Genomic DNA, 18848 nt, shown 5'->3' on the forward strand with positions numbered 1-18848 from the left:
AAATGTCAATGGCGCGAGACCACACGCCTGCAAAGTACAGCGATGATGGGGTGAAAATCGGCACAACGGGCACGCGTTCATAGCCCGCATCCGCCTTAAAACCAGAAAGCGCAGGCGACCCAGTGGGTCACCTGCGCTCGTAAAGGACTGCGGTTAGGCCGACTTCTCCGCACGCACCGGCTTGCGAGGCACGATCGTGGGCGCTGCATTTTCCAGCACCGCCGCCCTAGTAACAATGACGCGGCCGACGGTTTCGTCGGAGGGCACATCGAACATGATCGGGCCGAGCACTTCTTCGAGAATCGCACGGAGGCCTCGAGCACCCGTCTGACGCAGCACGGCAAGATCAGCGATCGACTCGAGGGCATCGTGTTCGAACTCAAGCTCAACGCCGTCAATTTCGAACATGCGCTGGTATTGGCGCACGAGAGCATTCTTGGGAGTGGTGAGGATGTCCATGAGGGCGACTTGGTCGAGCTGCGTGACCGTGGTCACAACAGGCAGCCGGCCAATGAACTCAGGGATGAGACCAAACTTGTGGAGGTCTTCTGGCAGAACTTCGCCGAAGAGGTTCACATCGTCGCCCTTGCTGTGCAGCGGAGCGCCGAAGCCGATGCCCTTTTTGCCTGCGCGGTTCGAGATGATTTCTTCGAGACCAGAGAATGCGCCAGCCACGATGAAGAGCACGTTGGTGGTATCCACCTGAATGAACTCTTGGTGCGGGTGCTTGCGGCCGCCCTGCGGCGGAACAGAAGCGACGGTGCCCTCAAGAATCTTGAGCAGCGCTTGCTGCACACCCTCTCCTGACACATCGCGCGTGATGGAGGGATTCTCTGCCTTGCGAGCGATCTTGTCGATCTCATCGATGTAGATGATGCCCGTCTCCGCGCGCTTCACGTCATAGTCAGCAGCCTGCAGAAGCTTGAGGAGAATGTTCTCGACATCTTCACCGACATAGCCGGCCTCGGTGAGGGCTGTGGCATCCGCTACAGCGAACGGCACGTTGAGGCGCTTGGCCAGAGTTTGAGCGAGATACGTCTTTCCGCAACCGGTAGGACCGATCAGCAGGATGTTCGACTTAGCGATCTCGACGTCATCAATCACGGCATCCGCCGAAGTGATGGTGTTGCGAGCACGAACACGCTTGTAATGGTTATAGACGGCCACCGAAAGCGAGCGCTTAGCTGCCTCCTGGCCGATGACGTATTCCTCTAAGAAGTCATAGATTTCACGCGGCTTAGGCAGGTCGAACTCGCTCGACGTTTCTTCGCCAGCTTCAGCAAGACGCTCTTCAATGATCTCGTTGCACAGATCTACGCACTCGTCGCAGATATATACGCCCGGACCGGCGATCAATTGCTGTACCTGCTTTTGGCTTTTGCCGCAGAAGGAACACTTGAGCAGGTCCGCGCTTTCCCCAATTCGGGCCATGCCGGTTCCTCTCCTTGAGTAAATACCTTGATAACGAGCCTAACCCGATATTCGTTCAGTCTCCGTCACAATTACCGGCGGCGTTTCGGCGCGTCGAAACAAGCGTCGTCTGACCAAGCGAATGTGCCTACGGATACGAACTAGGGTTAACGAGTTCGACCTAGCCAACAGAAGGGGCCCCATGCATACTCGTGCAACGCGCGTGCTCCGCGGCGGCTTAGCTGCGCTGTTTGCTACGTGTGCCGCAGCTCTCTCCCACGTCGTCGCTGGCGGAGCATCTCCGTCGATGTTCGGCATCGGCGTCTCGCTCGTCATCTCCGTCGCCATTTGCACCCTTTTGGCAGGGCGCACGGTCTCGATTGTTCGCCTCAGTGCTGCCATTCTGGTGAGCCAAGCGATGTACCACACACTGTTTAGTTCGATGCTGGCGCCGGAAGGTATCGCGCCGCACAACATGGCAGCCATGACGTTTGACTTCTCCTCGGCGACCCAGACTGCGGACTCGACCATGTCGCTTTCGCATCTTGCGGCGGCAGTGGTCACGATTCTGATGTTCCGCTACGCCGAGGTTGCCTTCTGGGGGCTGTTCGAAACGGCCCGCGTCTTTGTGTCGCGGCTTCTCGCATCCGCGAGCATCGCCGGAACACGCATTCTCGAGTTCCGCGTTGTGCCTGTCGCCGCGCCGGCAACGCCGCTTGTTGCACGAGTTCTCTCCATCACGCGTTATCGGGGCCCACCAGCCACCATGCCTGCGGTTTAGCACGACGCCGCCCAGCATCCCCGATATTTGTCGCATTTTCGCGACCCCTTTTGAGAAAGAAACTAATGAAGAATTTCACTAAAGCTGCACTCGCGCTCTCGGCGGGAGCCGCCCTCGCCATTGCAGCACCACTCGCCGCCATGGCCCACGTCACGATCGATCCCGGTCAGGCAGACCCTGGCGACTACGCCCTCATCACGGTCAAGGTTCCCAACGAATCTGAAACCGAAAAGACCAACCGGGTTGAGCTGTTTTTGCCTACCGACACTCCCTTCACGAGCGTACGTTTCGTGCCGGTAGCCGGCTGGGATGCTCAACTCGTGCGCAGCGAACTGCCCGAGCCTGTCATGATCGGCGAAAGCGAAATCACGGAGGCGGTGACCTCGATCGTGTGGACCGCTCAGCCCGGCTCAGAGCTCGGTGATGGCGGACTCTTGCTGCTGCCCGTCTCCCTCGGCCCGGTTCCTGATGTCGGAAGTGTCGTACTCGCAGCAGACCAGAGCTACACCGATGGCAGCGTCGTGAGCTGGAACGGTGTCGAAGAGGATGCAGAGAAGCCGGCGCCGATCCTCTACGTCAACGACGAGGCGGTCGACCACCACGACGCTGCAGCTGACAGCGACACTGGTGACCACGACGCTGACGAAACCGAAGAGCAAATGCACTACGCCGATTCCGCAAGCAGCGGCGACCCGGTTGCCCGCGGTCTCGGCATCGCCGGCCTCGTCGCTGGCCTCGCCGGTCTCGTAGCAGCCTTCGCCTTCCGCCGCCCCACCGCAAAGTAGTTCACCCTATGCGTCAAGCTATTCGCAGAGGCGCCGCGTTCGGCGCGGCCACGCTAGCAGCACTCACGCTGCTCGTGGCCGCGCCCGCGTACGCGCACAACTACCTCGTCGAGAGCACGCCGCTTGAGGGCGACACCCTCACCGTGCTCCCCGACGAGTTCTCGGTCACCACAAACGACACCCTGCTCGACCTTGCGGGTGACGGCGGCGGGTTCGCGATTCAGATCTTGGATTCGAACGGCGGGTACTACGGTGACGGTTGCTTCACCATCAGCGATGCAACGCTGTCGACCGGCGCGACCCTGGGTGAAGCAGGCGACTACCGGATGCTCTGGCAACTGGTCTCCGCCGATGGCCACACCGTGTCAGACGAAATCGACTTCACGTGGGAACCGGATGCCGACCAGACGATCTCCGACCCACTGAGCGGGCCTCCAGCCTGTGGCGGCGGAACACTTGAGGAGTCCACTCCCCCGGCAGATGCAACCGACCCAGCGCAGGTCGACGCGGATAGTGACGCTGCTGCCGCAGACGCCGGCACGGTCGTGCTCGTGGGCGGAGCGATCGCCTTGGTCTTAGTTGCGGGAGTAGCGATCTTCTTGATTACTGCGAAGCGCAACAAGGACGAGAAAGACGAGTCTTAGCGGGGCCGAGCCAGCCATTATCTGCAGCCGCAACTTTCACGAATGGTGAGGTCCAGCGGAAGAACACGATTGTGGGGCGCTTCTTGAGACCCCGGAGTTGCGTCAAGAAGAACATCCACCCCGAGCGAGGCCGCAGTGTGGAACGGTTGCTGGACGGTCGTGAGGCGGGGTAAGACGATGCTCGATTCCTTGAGCCCATCGAAAGAAATGAGCGCCAGGTCCTCGGGAATGCTGAGCCCCGCTTGCGTCGCCGCGGTCATGATTCCGAACGCTTGCTCATCACTATGGACGAAGATTGCCCGCGGGCGGGTGGGTCGCGCAAAAATATCCCGTGCGAGCGCGAAAGCGCTGTAGCGATCGAATTCGCTCTCGAATACCTCGTGGTCGTCGACCTTCATCCCCTTTGCCTTGAGAGCATCGCCCCACCCGGCTAGTCGGTCGCTGACTCCATACAGGTGCGCCGGGCCAGAGAAACACGCAACGGATTCGTACCCGTGGTCGAGTAGGTGAGAGGTGGCGGCGAAACCTCCACCACGGTTGTCGACCAGTATCGCGGTCGCTCCAAGCTCGCTTGCCGGGCGGTCGAAAAACACGAGTGGTGTGTGGTTGCCCTCAAGCACACTAGACGTCTCTTCATGACTTGAACGACGCTCGTCCGTGCTTCCGACGAAGAGAATCCCGCGCACTTGGTGCTCCATAAACGAGCGAAGGTGGCGTGCTTGCCTTTCATCGCTATTCATGGCGTTTCCGAGCAGCAGCGAATGGCCACGGGCAAGTGCGGAGTTCTCCACCTCGATGGCGAGCTCACTGCAGTAGGGGTTGGTGATGTCCGAAGCGATCAGCCCTAATACCGTGCTGGAAGCTGAGGCCAAAGCGCGAGCAGTGGCATTAGGGCGGTAACCGAGCCGAGCGACCGCATCGAGCACACGCTGTTTCGTCGGCGCGGCAACATTGCGGGGGCCGTTGTTCATGACGTAACTGACAACGGCAGTAGAGGTGCCCGCTTCGCGAGCAACATCGTCTCTGGTTACCAAGGTGTATTCGATTCCCTATTCATCAGTGCTTTCCCCTGTGCCGTTCGGAGCACGTCGACGGCGCACACGCCGCACAGACGATCATGTCGCAATCCAAGGTGGAAGGCTAAAGAAAAATCACTTTACCCGAAAAATATCTACGCGGGTAGGCAATAAACGTGCGTACAGAAAGAATTCACGCAGATTTCCATGTTTCTTCGACGTTAAATCTGCGTAATCACTGGTCCATTTTCAAAATTAGTGCTTGACCCTGACGAAACGGTCTGTTTGTATAGTCCACAATCTACCCGCGTAGATCGCTAAACAAACCTCACATCGCACGTTCATCCGGCGATTCGAAAGGAACCAAGGCTGTGGCTCTTTCCTCACTCCCCTCGCCTCACCACCACGCACCAACCTGTGCCCCCGTTGTCACGGCTGATGTGCCAGCGTGGGTAGCGAAGGCCCAGTCGCATTCTGATCACCTGCTCTCCTTAGCGGGGCCCGTTGCGCATCGCGCCGACGTCGTCGGTGTGCTCGCCGACGACGAGACCGACTGGACTTTCGGAAACTTCATGTTGACGTGGTTGGACTCAAGCCAAGAAGTTCGCCGCATCTGGCATCTTCCTGATGCAGCATTCTTTCTCCGACTCATCGAGATCGCTTATGCTCCGGTGCTCGACGCGAACCCGTCGTACCGCACGTTGCTGACCGATACCAGTCGCATCCAAATGTCGATCACGAACGACATTCTCCAAATTCAGCTCGACGGGCTAGTGGACGACTACACGATGATCCGGCACCACGCCCTCATGCTCTTCAGCTCTGCGCTCTGGCTCGATGAGCCTCAACGGAGCCAGTGGCTCGCTCTTTACGACGATCTCGTGACGTACGTCGATTCCCGCCCCGAAGGACGACCCCACGTTGACTCGCTCGCAGCGGTCGAGAGCGCAGCATTCGCTGACTTCGTCACGTTGGCCCCTCAAACGCTCACCACTGAAAGCGCCGACGCGCTCCTGAACGACCACGAGGCGCTCGCCCATGTTCTCGACTACCAGCTTTACGCCGGGGTAGCCATCGGACTCCTGTGGCGCGAGTACCGAGCCCTCGATGAAACAGAGCGAGACGAGTGGTACCGCACCCAACTTTCCGAACGTTACCTCGACACCGATTATCTGAAGAATGAATGGATGGCACAGTAATGTCCCACGATCACAGCGCCTCCGCGCCCGCCGAGCAACTTGACCTCGTCATCACGAACGCAAAAATTCGTTCCGACGACGACGCGCTCTACAACATCGGCATCAAGGGCGGCGTCATCGTCGCAATGTCGAGCAACGTGCAAGATTTAGGCCACGCAACAGAAACGACGGATGCCGCGGGTCGCTGGGTGATTCCCGGTGCGATCGATTCCCACGCTCACATCAACCAGCGCGCTGACGAGTACAACCACATTCCCGGCCTTGGACCGGACGATAATTTCTCCGCTGAGTCGCGCGGCGCGCTTGCCGGTGGCTGCACCACTGCGCTCAATTACGTACAGTTCGGTACCCCGTCGCTTCTTGACTCGTTCCACGATGGCCTTGCCGCAGCACGCGCTCAGTCTCAGATCAATGTGATGTTCCACGGCTGCCTCATGAATATGGGCCAAGTCTCAGAAATCGAGCAGGCCACCAAAGAAGGCATGCGCACGTTCAAGATCTTCATGCCGTATCGCGGCGAAGAGGCCAAGAATCTGGGCGGAATCGGAAGCCTCAACCACGCGCAAATGCGAGAAGCATTCGCCGCGATCGTAGCCAACGGTGCTCAAGCACTGGTGCACGCCGAAGATGGCGACATCGTCGACGCTGCTATGCAAACGGAAAGCACCGCTGGGCTCGACTCGCTCGCAGGGTGGGAGCGATCGCGCCCCACCATCGCCGAAGGGGATGCCGCCTGGACCGCTCTCTATCTTGCAGAAGAGGCAGGCTGCCAAGTATCGATCGTGCACGTCTCGAGCTTGGAAGCGATCAAAGCCAGAAAGGCATTGGGTTACCCGGGCGCGGCGCTTGAATCATGTGTTCACTACATGGTGCTCAGCACTGAGTCGGCAATTGGCCCGGAGGGCAAAGTCGCCCCGCCCATCCGCGACCGCAGTCTTTCCGACGCCATTACCGAGGCAGTTCTCGCGGGCGAGATTGATTTCTTCGGATCCGACCACAACGAATGGCCAAGCGCAGCAAAAACTGACTGGGAAACTTCCAAGCCTGGATTGCCCGGTATCGGCCTCATGCTCCCGCTGCTCTTGACGCACCTTGTCGTGGACAACGGCATGAGCATGGAAAGCCTCATCGAACTCACCTCGCGCAATGCCGCCGTGAGATTCGGTCTCGAAGGCAAAGGCAAGGTCGCAATCGGTATGGATGCCGACCTCGTCATCCTCGAGGAAGGTGAGCGAGTCGTACGGATCGAAGATCTTCACTCGCCCATCGATTACTCGCCCTACGCCGGCATGACATTGCGGATGTGGCCGAGCGTGACCGTATGCGGCGGCGTCGTCGTCTTCGCTGACGGCGAGTTCCCACGCGAGGACTTCCGTGGAGAAATGCTGAACGATCGCTTCCGGACAGACCCCGCACTCGCGGTCTGATCCTCATCATCACCAACCAAGAAGGAGCACACTACATGCCACGGTCAATCATCCTCGATGTCGACACAGGAACTGACGACGCGATTGCAATCATGATGGCAGCGCTATCGCCAGAGATCGACCTCGTTGCGTGCACCACCGTGTGGGGCAATCGTCCGGTCGAGAATACGACTGACAACACGCTTCGCGTGCTCGACTACATCAACCGCTCCGACATCCCTGTCTATCGGGGACTCGATGAGCCATTCGGCCCTATCGGCGTACCGCAGCCCAGCCCTTCGGACGATCACAGCGGCGGAAAGATGCACCCGAAGGAACTCGACCTCCCGCCCGCCACCTCGGTTGCTCAAACGCAGGGCGCTGTCGAGTGGTTAGTCGAGACGCTGCGAGCTCGTACTGAACCCATCACGCTGGTGCCAGTCGGTCCACTGACAAACATCGCGGCTGCGATCACCCTCGACCCCTCGATCATCGAGAAGGTCGACGAGATCGTCATCATGGGTGGCGCGCACGCTTTCGGCAACGCAACGCCGTCGGCAGAATCGAACATCTGGCATGACCCCGTAGCTGCTGACGTCGTTTTCAAAGCCGGCTTCAAGCGAATTGTTCTGGTTCCCCTCGACGCGACGCACGACGCACTCGTCACCGGAGCACAGGCATCCGAGCTTCACGCTCTCAGTACCCCCGCTGGACTGGCGACCGCGATCTGTATCCAACAGCGCATCGTCGCCCACGATGAAAGCCAGCCACAGGCGATTCCCGACAGCGCCCCCATTCACGATGCCGTCTGCATCGCGTATCTGCTCGACCCCGCTGTCCTTCCTCTTAACCACCTTCACGTCGGCATCGAGACAACAGGAGTGCGCACCTTCGGCAGAACTGTTATCGACGTTCGTCACCGAGGCATAGAAGAACCGAACGCCTACGTCGCATTGACGGCGAACGCTGACGTCTTCTATCGACTGCTGAAGGAGTGTGTCTCTATCCAGCGATAACCACTGCTCTTCACGTTTCGAATATTTCGCTCCACCTAAGCAAGGGAAAACAATGAAACGCAACATCGCAACACTGAGCACGGCGGTCGGGACGGTAGCCATTATGGCTCTCGCCGGATGTTCTGCCGGCTCCACCCCCACCATCGCAGGCTGCGAGGACGGCGTAACGGAACTCTCCGTACTCCGCGCAGAAAACAACTCCCCCACTGACGAGCAATTGGATGCCTACACAGCCGCCAACAAATGCGTCATTTTCACCGTGGACGAAGTTCCGTTCGGAAACTTGGCAGCAAAGATCGCGGTGCTCGCACCGTCGTCGAACCCGCCAGACATTGTCGGATTCGACGCTCCCAGCACCGCATCCTACGCATCGCAGGGCTTCTTGCTTCCCCTTGACGATTACCTGCCCGATGGCTGGTTTGACGACGTGACGTCAGCGACGTTGACAGAGAACTCGTGGGACGGCCAGGTTTACTCGCCCGGCAACGAGCAAGACACTCTCTCCTTGTACTTCAACAAGGAGCTGACTGATGCAGCCGGCATCACACCTCCCACCTCTCTTGACACCGCGTGGACATGGCCAGAGGCGCAAGCCGCAATGCTGACCTGCCAGGTATCGGCAACCGAGGCTGCTGGGTCGACCGTGTACGGTCTCGCACCGTCACGACTCGGAGACGGCACCCCGGGAACGTCGTACCGCGATCAGCTCTTCTTGCGCAGCATGGGAGACCCCACTGCTCCTGAATCGTCGTCGGCCTACAAGACGTTCTATGCAATCTCTGACGACGGCACCACTGTCGATGGCTGGCTGAACACGCCTGAAGCTATCGAGGGTGCGACCTTCTACCAGAACTTGTTCGAAGGCCCGGATGCTGTGACATCGAAGACTGGTCTTCCCAATGCACTGATCGATGGCAAGGCGTGCTTCGACCTCGAAGTGAGCTCCAACGCTACGACTCTTACTAACGCGGGAGTGGACTTCGGTGTGAGCCCAACGCCGTATCTCGTTACTCCTGTTGTGCACACCGGCGCTGTTACATTCGGCGTCACCGCACGTTCGAACAACGCAGAGGCAGCGGCCACGGCCGTTGTTGCAATGGACACCGGTGACCAGTACCTCGAGTGGGTTGAGAACAACCTCCGGATTCCAGTGTTGGTGTCGACGACCGAAGCACTGCCTTCGCTCAGCGAAGCACCGTTGAACATTCCCGTCGAAGAGATCCAGGAGTGGGGCGTACCGCGTCCTCCCGGACCGCACTTCGACGCGTATGACCTCTACGTCACTGCGGCGTTGAAGAACATCGCATACGGAGCGGATCCGAAGACTGAGCTCGATCAGGCAGTCGCCAAGCTCGACCCGATCCTCTCGAAGTAGAACAGGAAACATCGTCATGCATTCTGGCCCGATCGATTCCACGCCGCTCGCGGTCAGAGACCTGGGCGGAAGCACTTCGCTTCCGCCCAGGCGCAGATCGAAGAGCGCGATGGGGAAGGGCGCACTACCTGCGCTTGCCTTCCTCACCCCGTTCCTTCTGCTTCTGCTGGTCTTTCAATACATTCCGCTGGCAGTCATGGCTCGCAGCAGCGTGCTCGACTACAGCCTTTTCAACCCCGACAACGCAACCTTCGTCGGTGCGGACAACTTCATCCGGATCTTCACGGATGCAGAGACAATCCAGTCGCTGCTGATCACGTTCGCGTTCATTCTCGGTGTCCTTGTTCTTGTCGTCCCTGCGTCCTTCGCACTGGCGGTTTTTCTCAACGGCAAGCTGCCCGCTCGGGCTCTCGTACGCACCATGATCTTTCTTCCCGTTGTCACCTCGTCAGTTGTCGTCGCGACACTCTGGACGTTCCTGCTCAATGAGACAGGGTTGATCAACTCGGTGCTCGCGACAGTTGGAATTCCGTCCGCAGGTTTTCTCACCGACACCACCCAAGCACTCCCCGCCATCATCGTGATGACCGTCTGGCAACAAGTGGGCCTGGCAACCGTTCTCTTTCTCGGTGGACTGCAAGCAGTTCCCGCCGAGCTCAGCGAGGCAGCACATATGGATGGAGCCGGGCCCCTCCGTCGCACGCTCAGCATCACTCTTCCGCTGCTCTCCCGCACGACCCTGTTCATTGTCGTAGTGATGACTGTCTTCGCACTCCAAGCATTTGCGCCGGCGTACATCATGACGGGTGGCGCCCCTCAGGGCACGACGAACCTCATCATTTATCACATCTACAAGACGGCGTTCATTCTTCAGCAGCCGGGCTACGCCTCCGCAATGGCGCTCGTCGTGCTTGCTTTCGCCATCATCATCAGCTTGATCCAGATGCGGTTACTTCGCACTCGTTGGAACTATTAGGAGGACGCCATGACTACTCAACGCATAGCGGAACCACATCAGCTTCGCCGACTCCCCATGACTATCGCTCGCTTCGGCGTCTCGTTTGTGGTGATTGCCATCATCGTGGGCGCATTCCTCCTGCCCTACCTCTGGATGGTGTCGTCTGCATTCAAAAATCAGACCGCGATCTTCGATGATCTCAACCCGCTCTCGTGGAAGGTATTTCTTCCCGTCGGCGGAACGATCGACAACTTTGTGGCGCTTTTCGAAAAAGGAATCGGTCTCGCTCTCGTCAATTCGCTCATCGTCGCGTTCATCCAAGTGGGCGGCACCCTGGTGGTCTGCACCCTCGCTGCCTACGCGTTGACGAGAATTTCGTTCAAGGGCCGCGGCGTGGTCTTCGCGGTGATCCTCGCAACATTCATGCTTCCGGCAGAAGCGCTTGTCGTGCCGATGTATGGGGTAATTGCTGGCCTCAACCTGCAAGACACACTCCTCGCTGTCGCTCTTCCCTGGGTCTCGAGCGTTTTCGGGCTCTTCCTTCTGAAGCAAGCCTTCGAAGAGATCCCGATGGAGTTGGATGAGGCGGCACGACTCGATGGCGCAGGACACTTCCGTGTGTTCTGGTCGATCATCCTTCCCAACGTGCGCACATCGTTGGCAACTCTCTGCCTCGTGACCTTCTTGTTCTCGTGGAACGCATTCCTCTGGCCGTTGACGGTCGTGCAAAGTTCTCAGAATCAGGTCATTCAGGTCGCCATTGCCCAGTCGGTATCTGCGGGTGAGCTGCCCAACTGGGGCTTGACGTTCGCGGGCGCTGCGGTGGCCACAGTGCCACTGATCCTCCTCTTCCTCTTCGCTCAGCGCTTCTTCGTGCAGGGCCTCGCTTCTTCCGGACTCAAGTAAGGACATCGCATGAACTCCCCCCAACGTTCCACCTACGTCGCCAATTGCTCGCTGCTGTTCCAAGAGTTGCCCCTCCTCCAGCGGCCGGCCGCCGCCTATAACGCTGGTTTCGATTCGATCGAATATTGGTGGCCGTTCGATTCTGCTTCGCCCACTGATAGCGACGTCGACAAGTTTGTCGGGGCTATTGACGATTCCGGAGCGAAGCTTGTCGGACTCAACTACTTTGCTGGGGACCTTTTCGGGCCCGATTGCGGTGTCCTCTCTCTTCCCGACCGCCAAGCAGAATTTCGCGACAGCGTGGAAATCGCAACGGCCATCGGTTCGCGCCTCAACGTGGGAGCGTTCAACGCGCTTTATGGAAACCGAGTCGAGACCTCGACTCCGGAAGTACAGGATGAGCTCGCGATCCAGAGCCTCGGCTTTGCCGCCGACGCTGCCGCCACCATCGGGGCGACAGTGCTCATCGAGGCCGTGAGCGGCCCCAAGCCTTATCCGCTGCGCACCGCGGCGGACGCTATCGCGGTGGTAGATCGCGTCCGGGCATCCGGACACTCGAACGTTGCTTTCTTGCTCGATATTTTCCACTTAGCCGCGAACGGGGATGATGTTTCAGCCGCTATCAAGAGTCACGCCTCATCCGTTGCGCATGTACAAATCGCGGACTTCCCTGGCCGAGGAGAACCCGGCTCCGGAACGCTCGATCTAGACCGCTATCTCAGCGAATTGACCGAGCAGGGCTATACCGGGGCGGTCGCGCTCGAGTACAAGCCGTCCACTGGCGACACTCAAGCCAGCATCGCCAATCTCAATGATTTCCCATCGATCACAGTTTCAGTAACGAGAGGTTCTTCACTATGACAAAAATTGCATTCATCGGTCTCGGCATCATGGGCGCGCCTATGGCGGCCAACTTGATTGCCGCTGGCCACGACGTCACAGGGTTTAACCGCAGCCGGGCCGCCGTCGACACGTTCATTGCGCAGGGCGGGTCAGGCGCACAGAGCGTCGAAGAGGCGATCGCCGGCGCCGAAATTGTGGTGACGATGCTGCCGGACTCCCCCGATGTCGAGTCTGTATTGAGCGGCGAAAGCGGCGTGTTCGCACGTGTGCCGCAGGGCACCCTCGTCATCGACTTTTCGACGATTCGACCGGATGTTGCCATCCGGTTGGCCGAAGAAGCAGCAAGCTCAGGGATTCACATGCTCGATGCGCCGGTCTCGGGTGGTGAGGCGGGAGCTGTGGAGGGTGCACTATCCGTCATGGTCGGAGGATCAGCCGAAGCTTTCGCTCAGGCTTCCACCGTCTTCGACGCTGTTGGATCAACGATCGTTCACGTGGGCCCGTCAGGTTCTGGTCAGACGGTAAAGGCTGCAAATCAGCTCATCGTGGCCGGCACGATGGAACTCGTCGCCGAAGCTCTCGTCTTCCTCGAAGCCCACGGAGTAGACATGGAGTCCGCAGTGAAGGTGCTTTCGGGAGGTCTTGCCGGCAGCACAGTTCTCTCGCGGAAAGCTCCGAACATGCTCTCCAGAAACTTCGCACCGGGCTTCCGTGTGACCTTGCACGACAAAGACTTGGGAATCGTTACGGCTGCGGCACGGGAAGCGGGGGTCGCTATTCCTCTCGGAGCCGTGGTGGCGCAGCTCATGGGTTCGCTCAAAGCCCGCGGCGACGGCGACCTCGATCATTCGGCATTGTTCACCCTCGTCAGTGAACTCTCCGGTCGCAGTGACGATCAGACCGAGGGATAAGTCGTGAGCCTGCCGTCACGGTCTGCCACGACCACACGCATGAACCGCCCCTGGGGCGTTCTCGGTGCCATCGTTGCGCTCCACGTCGTCGGGTTCGGCGCGCTCGTTCTCGCGAGCGCGCCGTCAGCAGCGGACTCCTCGGGCGCAGCGAGCGGGTTGGCCGTCGCTCTCGGAATCGGGCTCACCGCCTACGCGTTGGGAGTTCGTCACGCTTTTGATGCCGATCACATCGCCGCCATCGACAACACGACCCGACGACTCGCGACGTCGCCCCGCGAAGCGCGCGGCACCGTCGGTTTTTGGTTCGCGCTGGGGCATTCGACGATCGTCACGGTCCTGTGCGTGCTTCTTATGGCATTCGGGCAGGCACTGGAAACCGCCATGGCAGCTGACGGCTCAGCGGTTCAGTTCACCACGACTGTCTACGGCCCCACGATCTCAGGAGTCTTCCTGCTCGTCATCGCCGCTGCCAACATTATTGCGCTCACCCGTTCCCATAGTCACGGAGTTCGTGGCCCCGTCACTTGGCTACTCGGACGTTTCGATAAGGCTGTGGATCGACCAAGTCGAATGTACGTAGTCGGTCTGTTGTTCGGACTCGGCCTCGATACCGCCACAGAGATCTGGCTTCTCGTCCTGTTGGGCGCAGCCGCTCTCTCGTCTACTTCGCTGTGGGCTGTGCTCGCGCTTCCCATTCTGTTCGCAGCAGGAATGACCGCGATGGATACCCTTCAAGGCCTCATGGCGAGCCGCGTTTACCGACCAGGCTCGCGCTCCTCACGCGTCCAACGAGCCTTCAGCGTCGGAATGACTGTCGTTGCTGTCACCGTCGCGGTTGTTGTCGGTGTCGTGCAGCTCGCTTCGGCGGTTACTGCATCCGGAGGAACTGCGGGTGTACTGAATTGGATCTCGGGTGCCGAAGTGTCATCTCTTGGCTTCGTACTAGCGGGGCTCATCCTTGTTGGCTGGCTTGTTGTGCTGGCAATCGGACGATCACACAGCGATCGCACCTCTGCATTCGTTACTCCTCAGCCGATGATGAAAGAAGGCGTCTGATGCATCTCACTCCTGCCGATACCGAGAAACTATTGCTCAGCGTTGCGGCGATGGTCGCTCGGGAGCGACTCGACCGCGGGGTCATCCTCAACTACCCCGAGAGCATCGCCTTGCTCAGCAGCTGGGTGATCGAACGCGCCCGTGACGGCGCACTCGTCGCCGACCTCATGGACGAAGGCCGGGAGGTGCTCACGCGCGCCCAAGTGATGCCCGGTGTCGCCGACATGATCCGCGACGTTCAAGTCGAAGCAACCTTTCCCGACGGCCGCAAGCTCGTCACCTTGCATCACCCCATCCAGTAAAAGGGAGATAGATCATGGCTAGTGCACGCTCCGAAGGGCCGGGCGCCTTCAGAATTCGACCGGGAATCATCGAACTGAATGCCGACCGCACGGAGGCTGAGCGTATTCGCGTTGTCTTCCTCAACTCTGGAGATCGGCCTATCCAGATCGGGTCTCATCTTCACCTGCCGGACGCGAACGCCGCCCTCACCTTCGACCGCGAAGCGGCCCACGGTTTCCGGCTCGATATCCCGTCGGGAACATCGCAACGATTCGAACCAGGCGCCTCTCGAGAACTCGACGCGGTCGCAATTCAGGGAGCGAGGCGCATTCCCGGCCTCCAACTTTCGCATGCAGGCAAGGAGCAACTCGATGGTATCCATTGACCGACAACGCTACGCAGCAATCTATGGTCCTACTGCGGGCGACCAGATACGCCTCGGCGACACCGACCTCTGGATCGAAATCGAGCGCGATCTCACCGTTGGTGGAGAAGAAGCCGTATTCGGTGGCGGCAAATCGATTCGAGAGTCTATGGCTCAAGGCGTGCGCACTCGCGCCGAAGGCGCGCTAGACACCGTCATTACGAATGCCATCGTGCTCGACTGGTGGGGCATTCAGCGGGCGGATGTCGGCATCAGAGATGGACGAATCGTCGCGTTAGGCCGTGCAGGAAACCCTGACATCGCCGACGGCGTCCATCCCCTACTCGTGATCGGCCCATCGACTGACGTGATCTCGGGAGAGGGTCGCATCCTCACCGCCGGGGGTATTGATTCCCACGTTCACCTCATCTCCCCCTCCCAAATTCATGAAGCGCTCGCCACAGGAATCACTACCGTGGTAGGTGGCGGCACCGGGCCATCCGAGGGATCAAAGGCCACCACTGTCACCCCCGGCGCGTGGCATCTGGAAACCATGCACCGCGCCATGGATCGCTTGCCGGTTAACCTGCTCTTGCTCGGCAAGGGAAACACCGTCTCGCCCGAAGCCCTCAAGGAACAGGCGTTAGCCGGTGCTGGTGGTTTCAAGATTCATGAGGATTGGGGCGCGACACCTGCAGCGATCAATGCGGCTCTTGAGGCCGCCGACACCTTCGGTCTACAGGTCGCGCTGCACTCCGATTCGCTCAACGAAGCCGGCTATGTGCAGTCCACGATCGATGCGATCGGCGGACGCGGCATCCACGCATTTCATGTTGAAGGTGCTGGCGGCGGTCACGCGCCCGATATTTTGTCGATCGCGTCTCTGCCCAATGTCATCCCGGGATCAACGAACCCGACGCTCCCCCACACCATAAATACTGTTGCGGAACACCTCGACATGCTGATGGTGTGCCATCACCTCAATGCATCGGTGCCCGAAGACCTCGCCTTCGCTGAGTCCAGAATTCGCGCAACAACGATCGCGGCGGAGGACATCCTCCACGACATCGGAGCACTGTCGATCACGTCGTCAGACTCTCAGGCGATGGGCCGAATTGGCGAAGTCATTTCCCGTACGTGGCAGGTTGCACACGTCATGAAAGCACGGCGCGGGTCGCTCGGCGCCGCGCACCCCGCCGACAACGAGCGCGCACGGCGCTACATCGCTAAATACACAATCAACCCCGCCATCGGTCACGGAATCGATAAAGAAGTAGGGAGCATCGAGCCAGGCAAGTTGGCTGACTTGGTGCTGTGGGATCCGCGATACTTCGGCATTAGGCCCGAAGTTGTCATCAAGGGAGGCGGCTTGGCGTGGGGCGCTCTCGGCGATCCCAACGCCTCAATCCCTACCCCGCAGCCGGTGCTCATGCGACCGTCATTTGCGGATGCCATTGGCGACCGACTTTCACTCTCGTTCGTCGCGCAGGCCGCAATTGATGACGGCTTTGAGGAACGGATGGGACTTGGGCGCACCGTTGTCGCCGTGCAGTCCACTCGGGAAGTGACCAAGCATGACCTGAAGAACAATGACACGCTCCCGAAAATCGATATTCGTCCGGATACCTTCGCGATCTCGATCGATGACGAACTTGTCGTGCCCGCTCCCGTCGATACCCTGCCCCTCGCTCAGCTCTACACGATGTTCTAATGGTCGACTCGGGGACGCTCGCGATGCTCCTCGCTGATGCGCGCCTGCCCACCGGCGGACACACTCACTCGGCGGGAATGGAACCTGCTTTGCTTGGTGGGCTCAAACGAGACGACATCCCCTCGTTCCTTGCCGGCAAAACACGCTCGACAACACTCGTCGAAGCCGGAACGGCGGTAGTGGCACGGCAACATTTCATCAGCGAAGCCGCGCCGTCGGGGATAGACGCTCTAATCGCGGCCTGGGCGGCGAGAACCCCTAGCCCGGCATTGCGCGACGCTTCACGACTCCTCGGTCGCGGCTACACAAGGATTGGCCGCACCGTGTGGCCGAGCAGCGCGTCAATTGCGTTCTGCGCTCAGCTGCGACAGCCACCCCGGGCCGTCGTGCTCGGAGCGATCGCGGCAACCGCCCTGATGAAGCCAGCCGACCTGGTTCGTCTTGTCGTCTACGAGGAGGTTCAGAATGCAGCATCCGCCGTACTCAAGCTCGACCCGATCGACCCCGCCACAGTGGTTACCTGGGTGCTCAATGCCTGCGAAGTAGCCGAACCGTTTGTCCATCAGCTCTCACTTATCACTACGCCTGAGGCGATCCCCGCCTTGGGCGCTCCGCAAGCCGAGGGGTGGGCTGAGGCTCACTCCGTTATGAAGAAGAGGTTGTTCCGTGCCTGAAAAAAACGCGCCCTCCCGCGCACTACGTCTGGGAATAGCCGGTCCCGTGGGAACCGGAAAGTCGTCGCTCATCGCACTTCTGTGTCGTTCCCTTGGTGAGGAACTGAGACTGGGTGTCATTACCAACGACATCTACACGGATGAGGATGCGCGATTCCTGCGGTCTGCTGGAGTACTGGATCCCGAAAGAATCCGTGCTGTGGAGACGGGAGCGTGCCCGCACACAGCGATCCGCGATGACGTGACGGCGAACCTGCTGGCTGCCGAAGATCTTGAAGCCGACTTCGCTCCCCTCGACATTGTCATCATCGAGTCCGGCGGCGACAACTTGACGGCGACGTTCTCTCCCGCCCTCGTAGACGCGCAAATTTTCGTGCTTGATGTCGCCGGCGGCGGCGATGTAGCCCGCAAGGGTGGCCCGGGCATTTCCCGCGCCGATCTGCTCGTAGTAAACAAGACGGACCTTGCGCCGTACGTCGGCGTTGATGTGGAGACGATGGTCTCTGACGCAACTCACGCGCGCGAAGGGCGGCCCGTTATTGCCCTGTCCCGAACGGATGACAACTCGATTGCCCTCTTACGGCTGTGGGTGCTCGAAATGCTCGCCGCCTATCGCTCCGGAACCCACAGCCCCCAAGACCCCGGTCCGATGGCGCCGCATAGTCACCTCGATGAGGGCGGCCAAGCTGTGGTTCACACCCACAGTCCCAGTTCAGACCACGACCATGACCATGACCATGACCATGACCATGACCATCCCGTGAGAGCTTAAGGCCTTCGCGTGCAGTCTGATGCGGCTTCGCGAGTCACGCGAGTCTCGGTAAACGCGAACGCGTCAGGGAACGCGCGCGTGGAGTTGAGGGCAGGAATACTCATACCGCGACTCATCTCCTGCACGGATCAGTCAGCGGATGTCGCTCTGGTCGCCGGGGGCGCGCTCCTGCTCGGCGGCGACACCGTTGCGATCGAAATCACGGTCGGCGCGGGTTGCCGCCTCACCCTCGAAGACATTGGCGGAATGGTGGCGTACGACGGTGAGGGGCAGTCTGCGACCATGACGATTCAGGTCCGGCTGCAGGCTGGAGCCCAATTGTCTTGGGCAACCCTCCCGTTCATCATCGCCGACGGCGCCTGCGTCGAGCGGGTCCTTGACGTCGAGTTGGATGAAGGCGCTGTAGCGCTCATTCGAGAGACCCTTGTGTTAGGGCGCGAAGGGGAAAAAGGCGGTCGGGTGGTGACCCGAACCTCCGTCTCGGCAAACGCTGTCCCCGTGTTGATTGAGCAGCAAGATTTCGATGGAAGCGCACCCGTCTGGGGTCACCTTGGTGCCGAGCGTGTCATGGATACTGTGTTGCTTGCTGGCGCGCGGGCACCCGCATCGTCCATCGATCTTGCTGCAGTCGTGCTCGATTTCGAGGAGCCGGGTGGTCTTGCGCGGTGGCTTGGGAGAGAAACCCACCTCTCGCCGCTCGATACCGTGTGGCGAGAATGGGCCTTGGCGTAACGCAGTT

At 59.9% G+C, this 18848-nt stretch carries 20 protein-coding genes; 18 read left to right on the forward strand and 2 right to left on the reverse strand.

Translation table 11 applies throughout. The features are described from left to right. Positions 1 to 153: 153 nt before the first annotated feature. A complete protein-coding gene (gene clpX, locus ACWFSR_RS08925; protein ID WP_197105910.1) occupies positions 154 to 1431 on the reverse strand; it encodes an ATP-dependent Clp protease ATP-binding subunit ClpX in 1278 nt (425 codons plus the stop codon). 181 nt (positions 1432 to 1612) lie between these two features. On the opposite strand from clpX, the gene ACWFSR_RS08930 reads away from it, so the two are divergent. From ACWFSR_RS08930 to ACWFSR_RS08940, 3 genes are all read left to right on the forward strand, one after another. Continuing rightward, positions 1613 to 2191: a hypothetical protein gene (locus ACWFSR_RS08930; protein WP_197105911.1), complete on the forward strand. Its 579-nt coding sequence runs from the start codon at positions 1613 to 1615 to the stop codon at positions 2189 to 2191. Between the two features lie 65 nt (positions 2192 to 2256). After that, entirely contained in the window at positions 2257 to 2976 is a 720-nt protein-coding gene (locus ACWFSR_RS08935; RefSeq protein ID WP_447522206.1) for a YcnI family copper-binding membrane protein, read from the forward strand. Between the two features lie 8 nt (positions 2977 to 2984). After that, the gene (locus ACWFSR_RS08940; RefSeq protein ID WP_447522207.1) at positions 2985 to 3620 is read left to right on the forward strand and encodes a copper resistance CopC family protein; all 636 of its coding nucleotides are present in this window, start codon (positions 2985 to 2987) and stop codon (positions 3618 to 3620) included. Between the two features lie 17 nt (positions 3621 to 3637). On the opposite strand, the gene ACWFSR_RS08945 is transcribed toward ACWFSR_RS08940, so the two are convergent. Continuing rightward, complete coding sequence (locus ACWFSR_RS08945) at positions 3638 to 4654, reverse strand: LacI family DNA-binding transcriptional regulator (protein ID WP_197109784.1); 1017 nt, start codon at positions 4652 to 4654, stop codon at positions 3638 to 3640. 353 nt (positions 4655 to 5007) lie between these two features. On the opposite strand from ACWFSR_RS08945, the gene ACWFSR_RS08950 reads away from it, so the two are divergent. The 15 genes from ACWFSR_RS08950 (at position 5008) to ACWFSR_RS09020 (ending at position 18841) form a co-directional block, all read left to right on the forward strand. Further along, positions 5008 to 5835 carry a hypothetical protein gene (locus ACWFSR_RS08950; RefSeq protein ID WP_197109783.1) on the forward strand — a complete coding sequence of 276 codons (828 nt, stop codon included), beginning with the start codon at positions 5008 to 5010 and terminating at the stop codon, positions 5833 to 5835. Continuing rightward, the gene (locus tag ACWFSR_RS08955) at positions 5820 to 7262 is read left to right on the forward strand and encodes a dihydroorotase (protein ID WP_197109782.1); all 1443 of its coding nucleotides are present in this window, start codon (positions 5820 to 5822) and stop codon (positions 7260 to 7262) included. Before ACWFSR_RS08950 ends, ACWFSR_RS08955 begins: the two co-directional genes overlap by 16 nt. A gap of 35 nt (positions 7263 to 7297) precedes the next feature. Beyond that, the gene (locus ACWFSR_RS08960; protein ID WP_197105917.1) at positions 7298 to 8257 is read left to right on the forward strand and encodes a nucleoside hydrolase; all 960 of its coding nucleotides are present in this window, start codon (positions 7298 to 7300) and stop codon (positions 8255 to 8257) included. Positions 8258 to 8309: 52 nt separating this feature from the next. Further along, complete coding sequence (locus ACWFSR_RS08965; protein ID WP_197105918.1) at positions 8310 to 9632, forward strand: ABC transporter substrate-binding protein; 1323 nt, start codon at positions 8310 to 8312, stop codon at positions 9630 to 9632. A gap of 109 nt (positions 9633 to 9741) precedes the next feature. Further along, positions 9742 to 10608 (forward strand): carbohydrate ABC transporter permease, encoded by an 867-nt coding sequence (locus ACWFSR_RS08970; protein WP_197105919.1) that lies wholly within the window; start codon positions 9742 to 9744, stop codon positions 10606 to 10608. Between the two features lie 9 nt (positions 10609 to 10617). After that, entirely contained in the window at positions 10618 to 11496 is an 879-nt protein-coding gene (locus tag ACWFSR_RS08975; RefSeq protein ID WP_197105920.1) for a carbohydrate ABC transporter permease, read from the forward strand. A 9-nt stretch (positions 11497 to 11505) separates the two neighbouring features. Further along, complete coding sequence (locus tag ACWFSR_RS08980) at positions 11506 to 12357, forward strand: hydroxypyruvate isomerase family protein (protein WP_447522208.1); 852 nt, start codon at positions 11506 to 11508, stop codon at positions 12355 to 12357. Further along, positions 12354 to 13250: a 2-hydroxy-3-oxopropionate reductase gene (locus ACWFSR_RS08985; RefSeq protein WP_447522209.1), complete on the forward strand. Its 897-nt coding sequence runs from the start codon at positions 12354 to 12356 to the stop codon at positions 13248 to 13250. Before ACWFSR_RS08980 ends, ACWFSR_RS08985 begins: the two co-directional genes overlap by 4 nt. A gap of 39 nt (positions 13251 to 13289) precedes the next feature. Then, positions 13290 to 14306: a HoxN/HupN/NixA family nickel/cobalt transporter gene (locus tag ACWFSR_RS08990; protein WP_197218710.1), complete on the forward strand. Its 1017-nt coding sequence runs from the start codon at positions 13290 to 13292 to the stop codon at positions 14304 to 14306. Next, on the forward strand, positions 14306 to 14608 hold the full coding sequence (locus tag ACWFSR_RS08995; protein WP_197105924.1) for an urease subunit gamma: 303 nt from the start codon (positions 14306 to 14308) through the stop codon (positions 14606 to 14608). Before ACWFSR_RS08990 ends, ACWFSR_RS08995 begins: the two co-directional genes overlap by 1 nt. Positions 14609 to 14622: 14 nt before the next feature. Beyond that, positions 14623 to 14973, forward strand: a complete 351-nt coding sequence (ureB, locus tag ACWFSR_RS09000; RefSeq protein WP_197105925.1) for an urease subunit beta — start codon at positions 14623 to 14625, stop codon at positions 14971 to 14973. Next, positions 14960 to 16663 (forward strand): urease subunit alpha, encoded by a 1704-nt coding sequence (locus ACWFSR_RS09005; protein ID WP_447522210.1) that lies wholly within the window; start codon positions 14960 to 14962, stop codon positions 16661 to 16663. Before ureB ends, ACWFSR_RS09005 begins: the two co-directional genes overlap by 14 nt. Next, a complete protein-coding gene (locus ACWFSR_RS09010) occupies positions 16663 to 17337 on the forward strand; it encodes an urease accessory protein UreF (protein WP_447522211.1) in 675 nt (224 codons plus the stop codon). Before ACWFSR_RS09005 ends, ACWFSR_RS09010 begins: the two co-directional genes overlap by 1 nt. Further along, positions 17330 to 18109 carry an urease accessory protein UreG gene (gene ureG / locus ACWFSR_RS09015; protein WP_447522212.1) on the forward strand — a complete coding sequence of 260 codons (780 nt, stop codon included), beginning with the start codon at positions 17330 to 17332 and terminating at the stop codon, positions 18107 to 18109. Before ACWFSR_RS09010 ends, ureG begins: the two co-directional genes overlap by 8 nt. Positions 18110 to 18187: 78 nt before the next feature. Further along, complete coding sequence (locus tag ACWFSR_RS09020; protein WP_447522213.1) at positions 18188 to 18841, forward strand: urease accessory protein UreD; 654 nt, start codon at positions 18188 to 18190, stop codon at positions 18839 to 18841. Positions 18842 to 18848 lie beyond the last annotated feature (7 nt).

The organism is Salinibacterium sp. NYA9b, from assembly GCF_976973725.1.

Bases quoted from the DNA above. Each gene is read 5' to 3' on its own strand.
- clpX (WP_197105910.1), bottom strand. From the start codon at position 1,431: ATGGCCCGAATTGGGGAAAGCGCGGACCTGCTCAAGTGTTCCTTCTGC.
- ACWFSR_RS08930 (WP_197105911.1), top strand. From the start codon at position 1,613: ATGCATACTCGTGCAACGCGCGTGCTCCGCGGCGGCTTAGCTGCGCTG.
- ACWFSR_RS08935 (WP_447522206.1), top strand. From the start codon at position 2,257: ATGAAGAATTTCACTAAAGCTGCACTCGCGCTCTCGGCGGGAGCCGCC.
- ACWFSR_RS08940 (WP_447522207.1), top strand. From the start codon at position 2,985: ATGCGTCAAGCTATTCGCAGAGGCGCCGCGTTCGGCGCGGCCACGCTA.
- ACWFSR_RS08955 (WP_197109782.1), top strand. From the start codon at position 5,820: ATGGATGGCACAGTAATGTCCCACGATCACAGCGCCTCCGCGCCCGCC.
- ACWFSR_RS08960 (WP_197105917.1), top strand. From the start codon at position 7,298: ATGCCACGGTCAATCATCCTCGATGTCGACACAGGAACTGACGACGCG.
- ACWFSR_RS08965 (WP_197105918.1), top strand. From the start codon at position 8,310: ATGAAACGCAACATCGCAACACTGAGCACGGCGGTCGGGACGGTAGCC.
- ACWFSR_RS08970 (WP_197105919.1), top strand. From the start codon at position 9,742: ATGGGGAAGGGCGCACTACCTGCGCTTGCCTTCCTCACCCCGTTCCTT.
- ACWFSR_RS08975 (WP_197105920.1), top strand. From the start codon at position 10,618: ATGACTACTCAACGCATAGCGGAACCACATCAGCTTCGCCGACTCCCC.
- ACWFSR_RS08980 (WP_447522208.1), top strand. From the start codon at position 11,506: ATGAACTCCCCCCAACGTTCCACCTACGTCGCCAATTGCTCGCTGCTG.
- ACWFSR_RS08985 (WP_447522209.1), top strand. From the start codon at position 12,354: ATGACAAAAATTGCATTCATCGGTCTCGGCATCATGGGCGCGCCTATG.
- ACWFSR_RS08990 (WP_197218710.1), top strand. From the start codon at position 13,290: ATGAACCGCCCCTGGGGCGTTCTCGGTGCCATCGTTGCGCTCCACGTC.
- ACWFSR_RS08995 (WP_197105924.1), top strand. From the start codon at position 14,306: ATGCATCTCACTCCTGCCGATACCGAGAAACTATTGCTCAGCGTTGCG.
- ureB (WP_197105925.1), top strand. From the start codon at position 14,623: ATGGCTAGTGCACGCTCCGAAGGGCCGGGCGCCTTCAGAATTCGACCG.
- ACWFSR_RS09005 (WP_447522210.1), top strand. From the start codon at position 14,960: ATGGTATCCATTGACCGACAACGCTACGCAGCAATCTATGGTCCTACT.
- ACWFSR_RS09010 (WP_447522211.1), top strand. From the start codon at position 16,663: ATGGTCGACTCGGGGACGCTCGCGATGCTCCTCGCTGATGCGCGCCTG.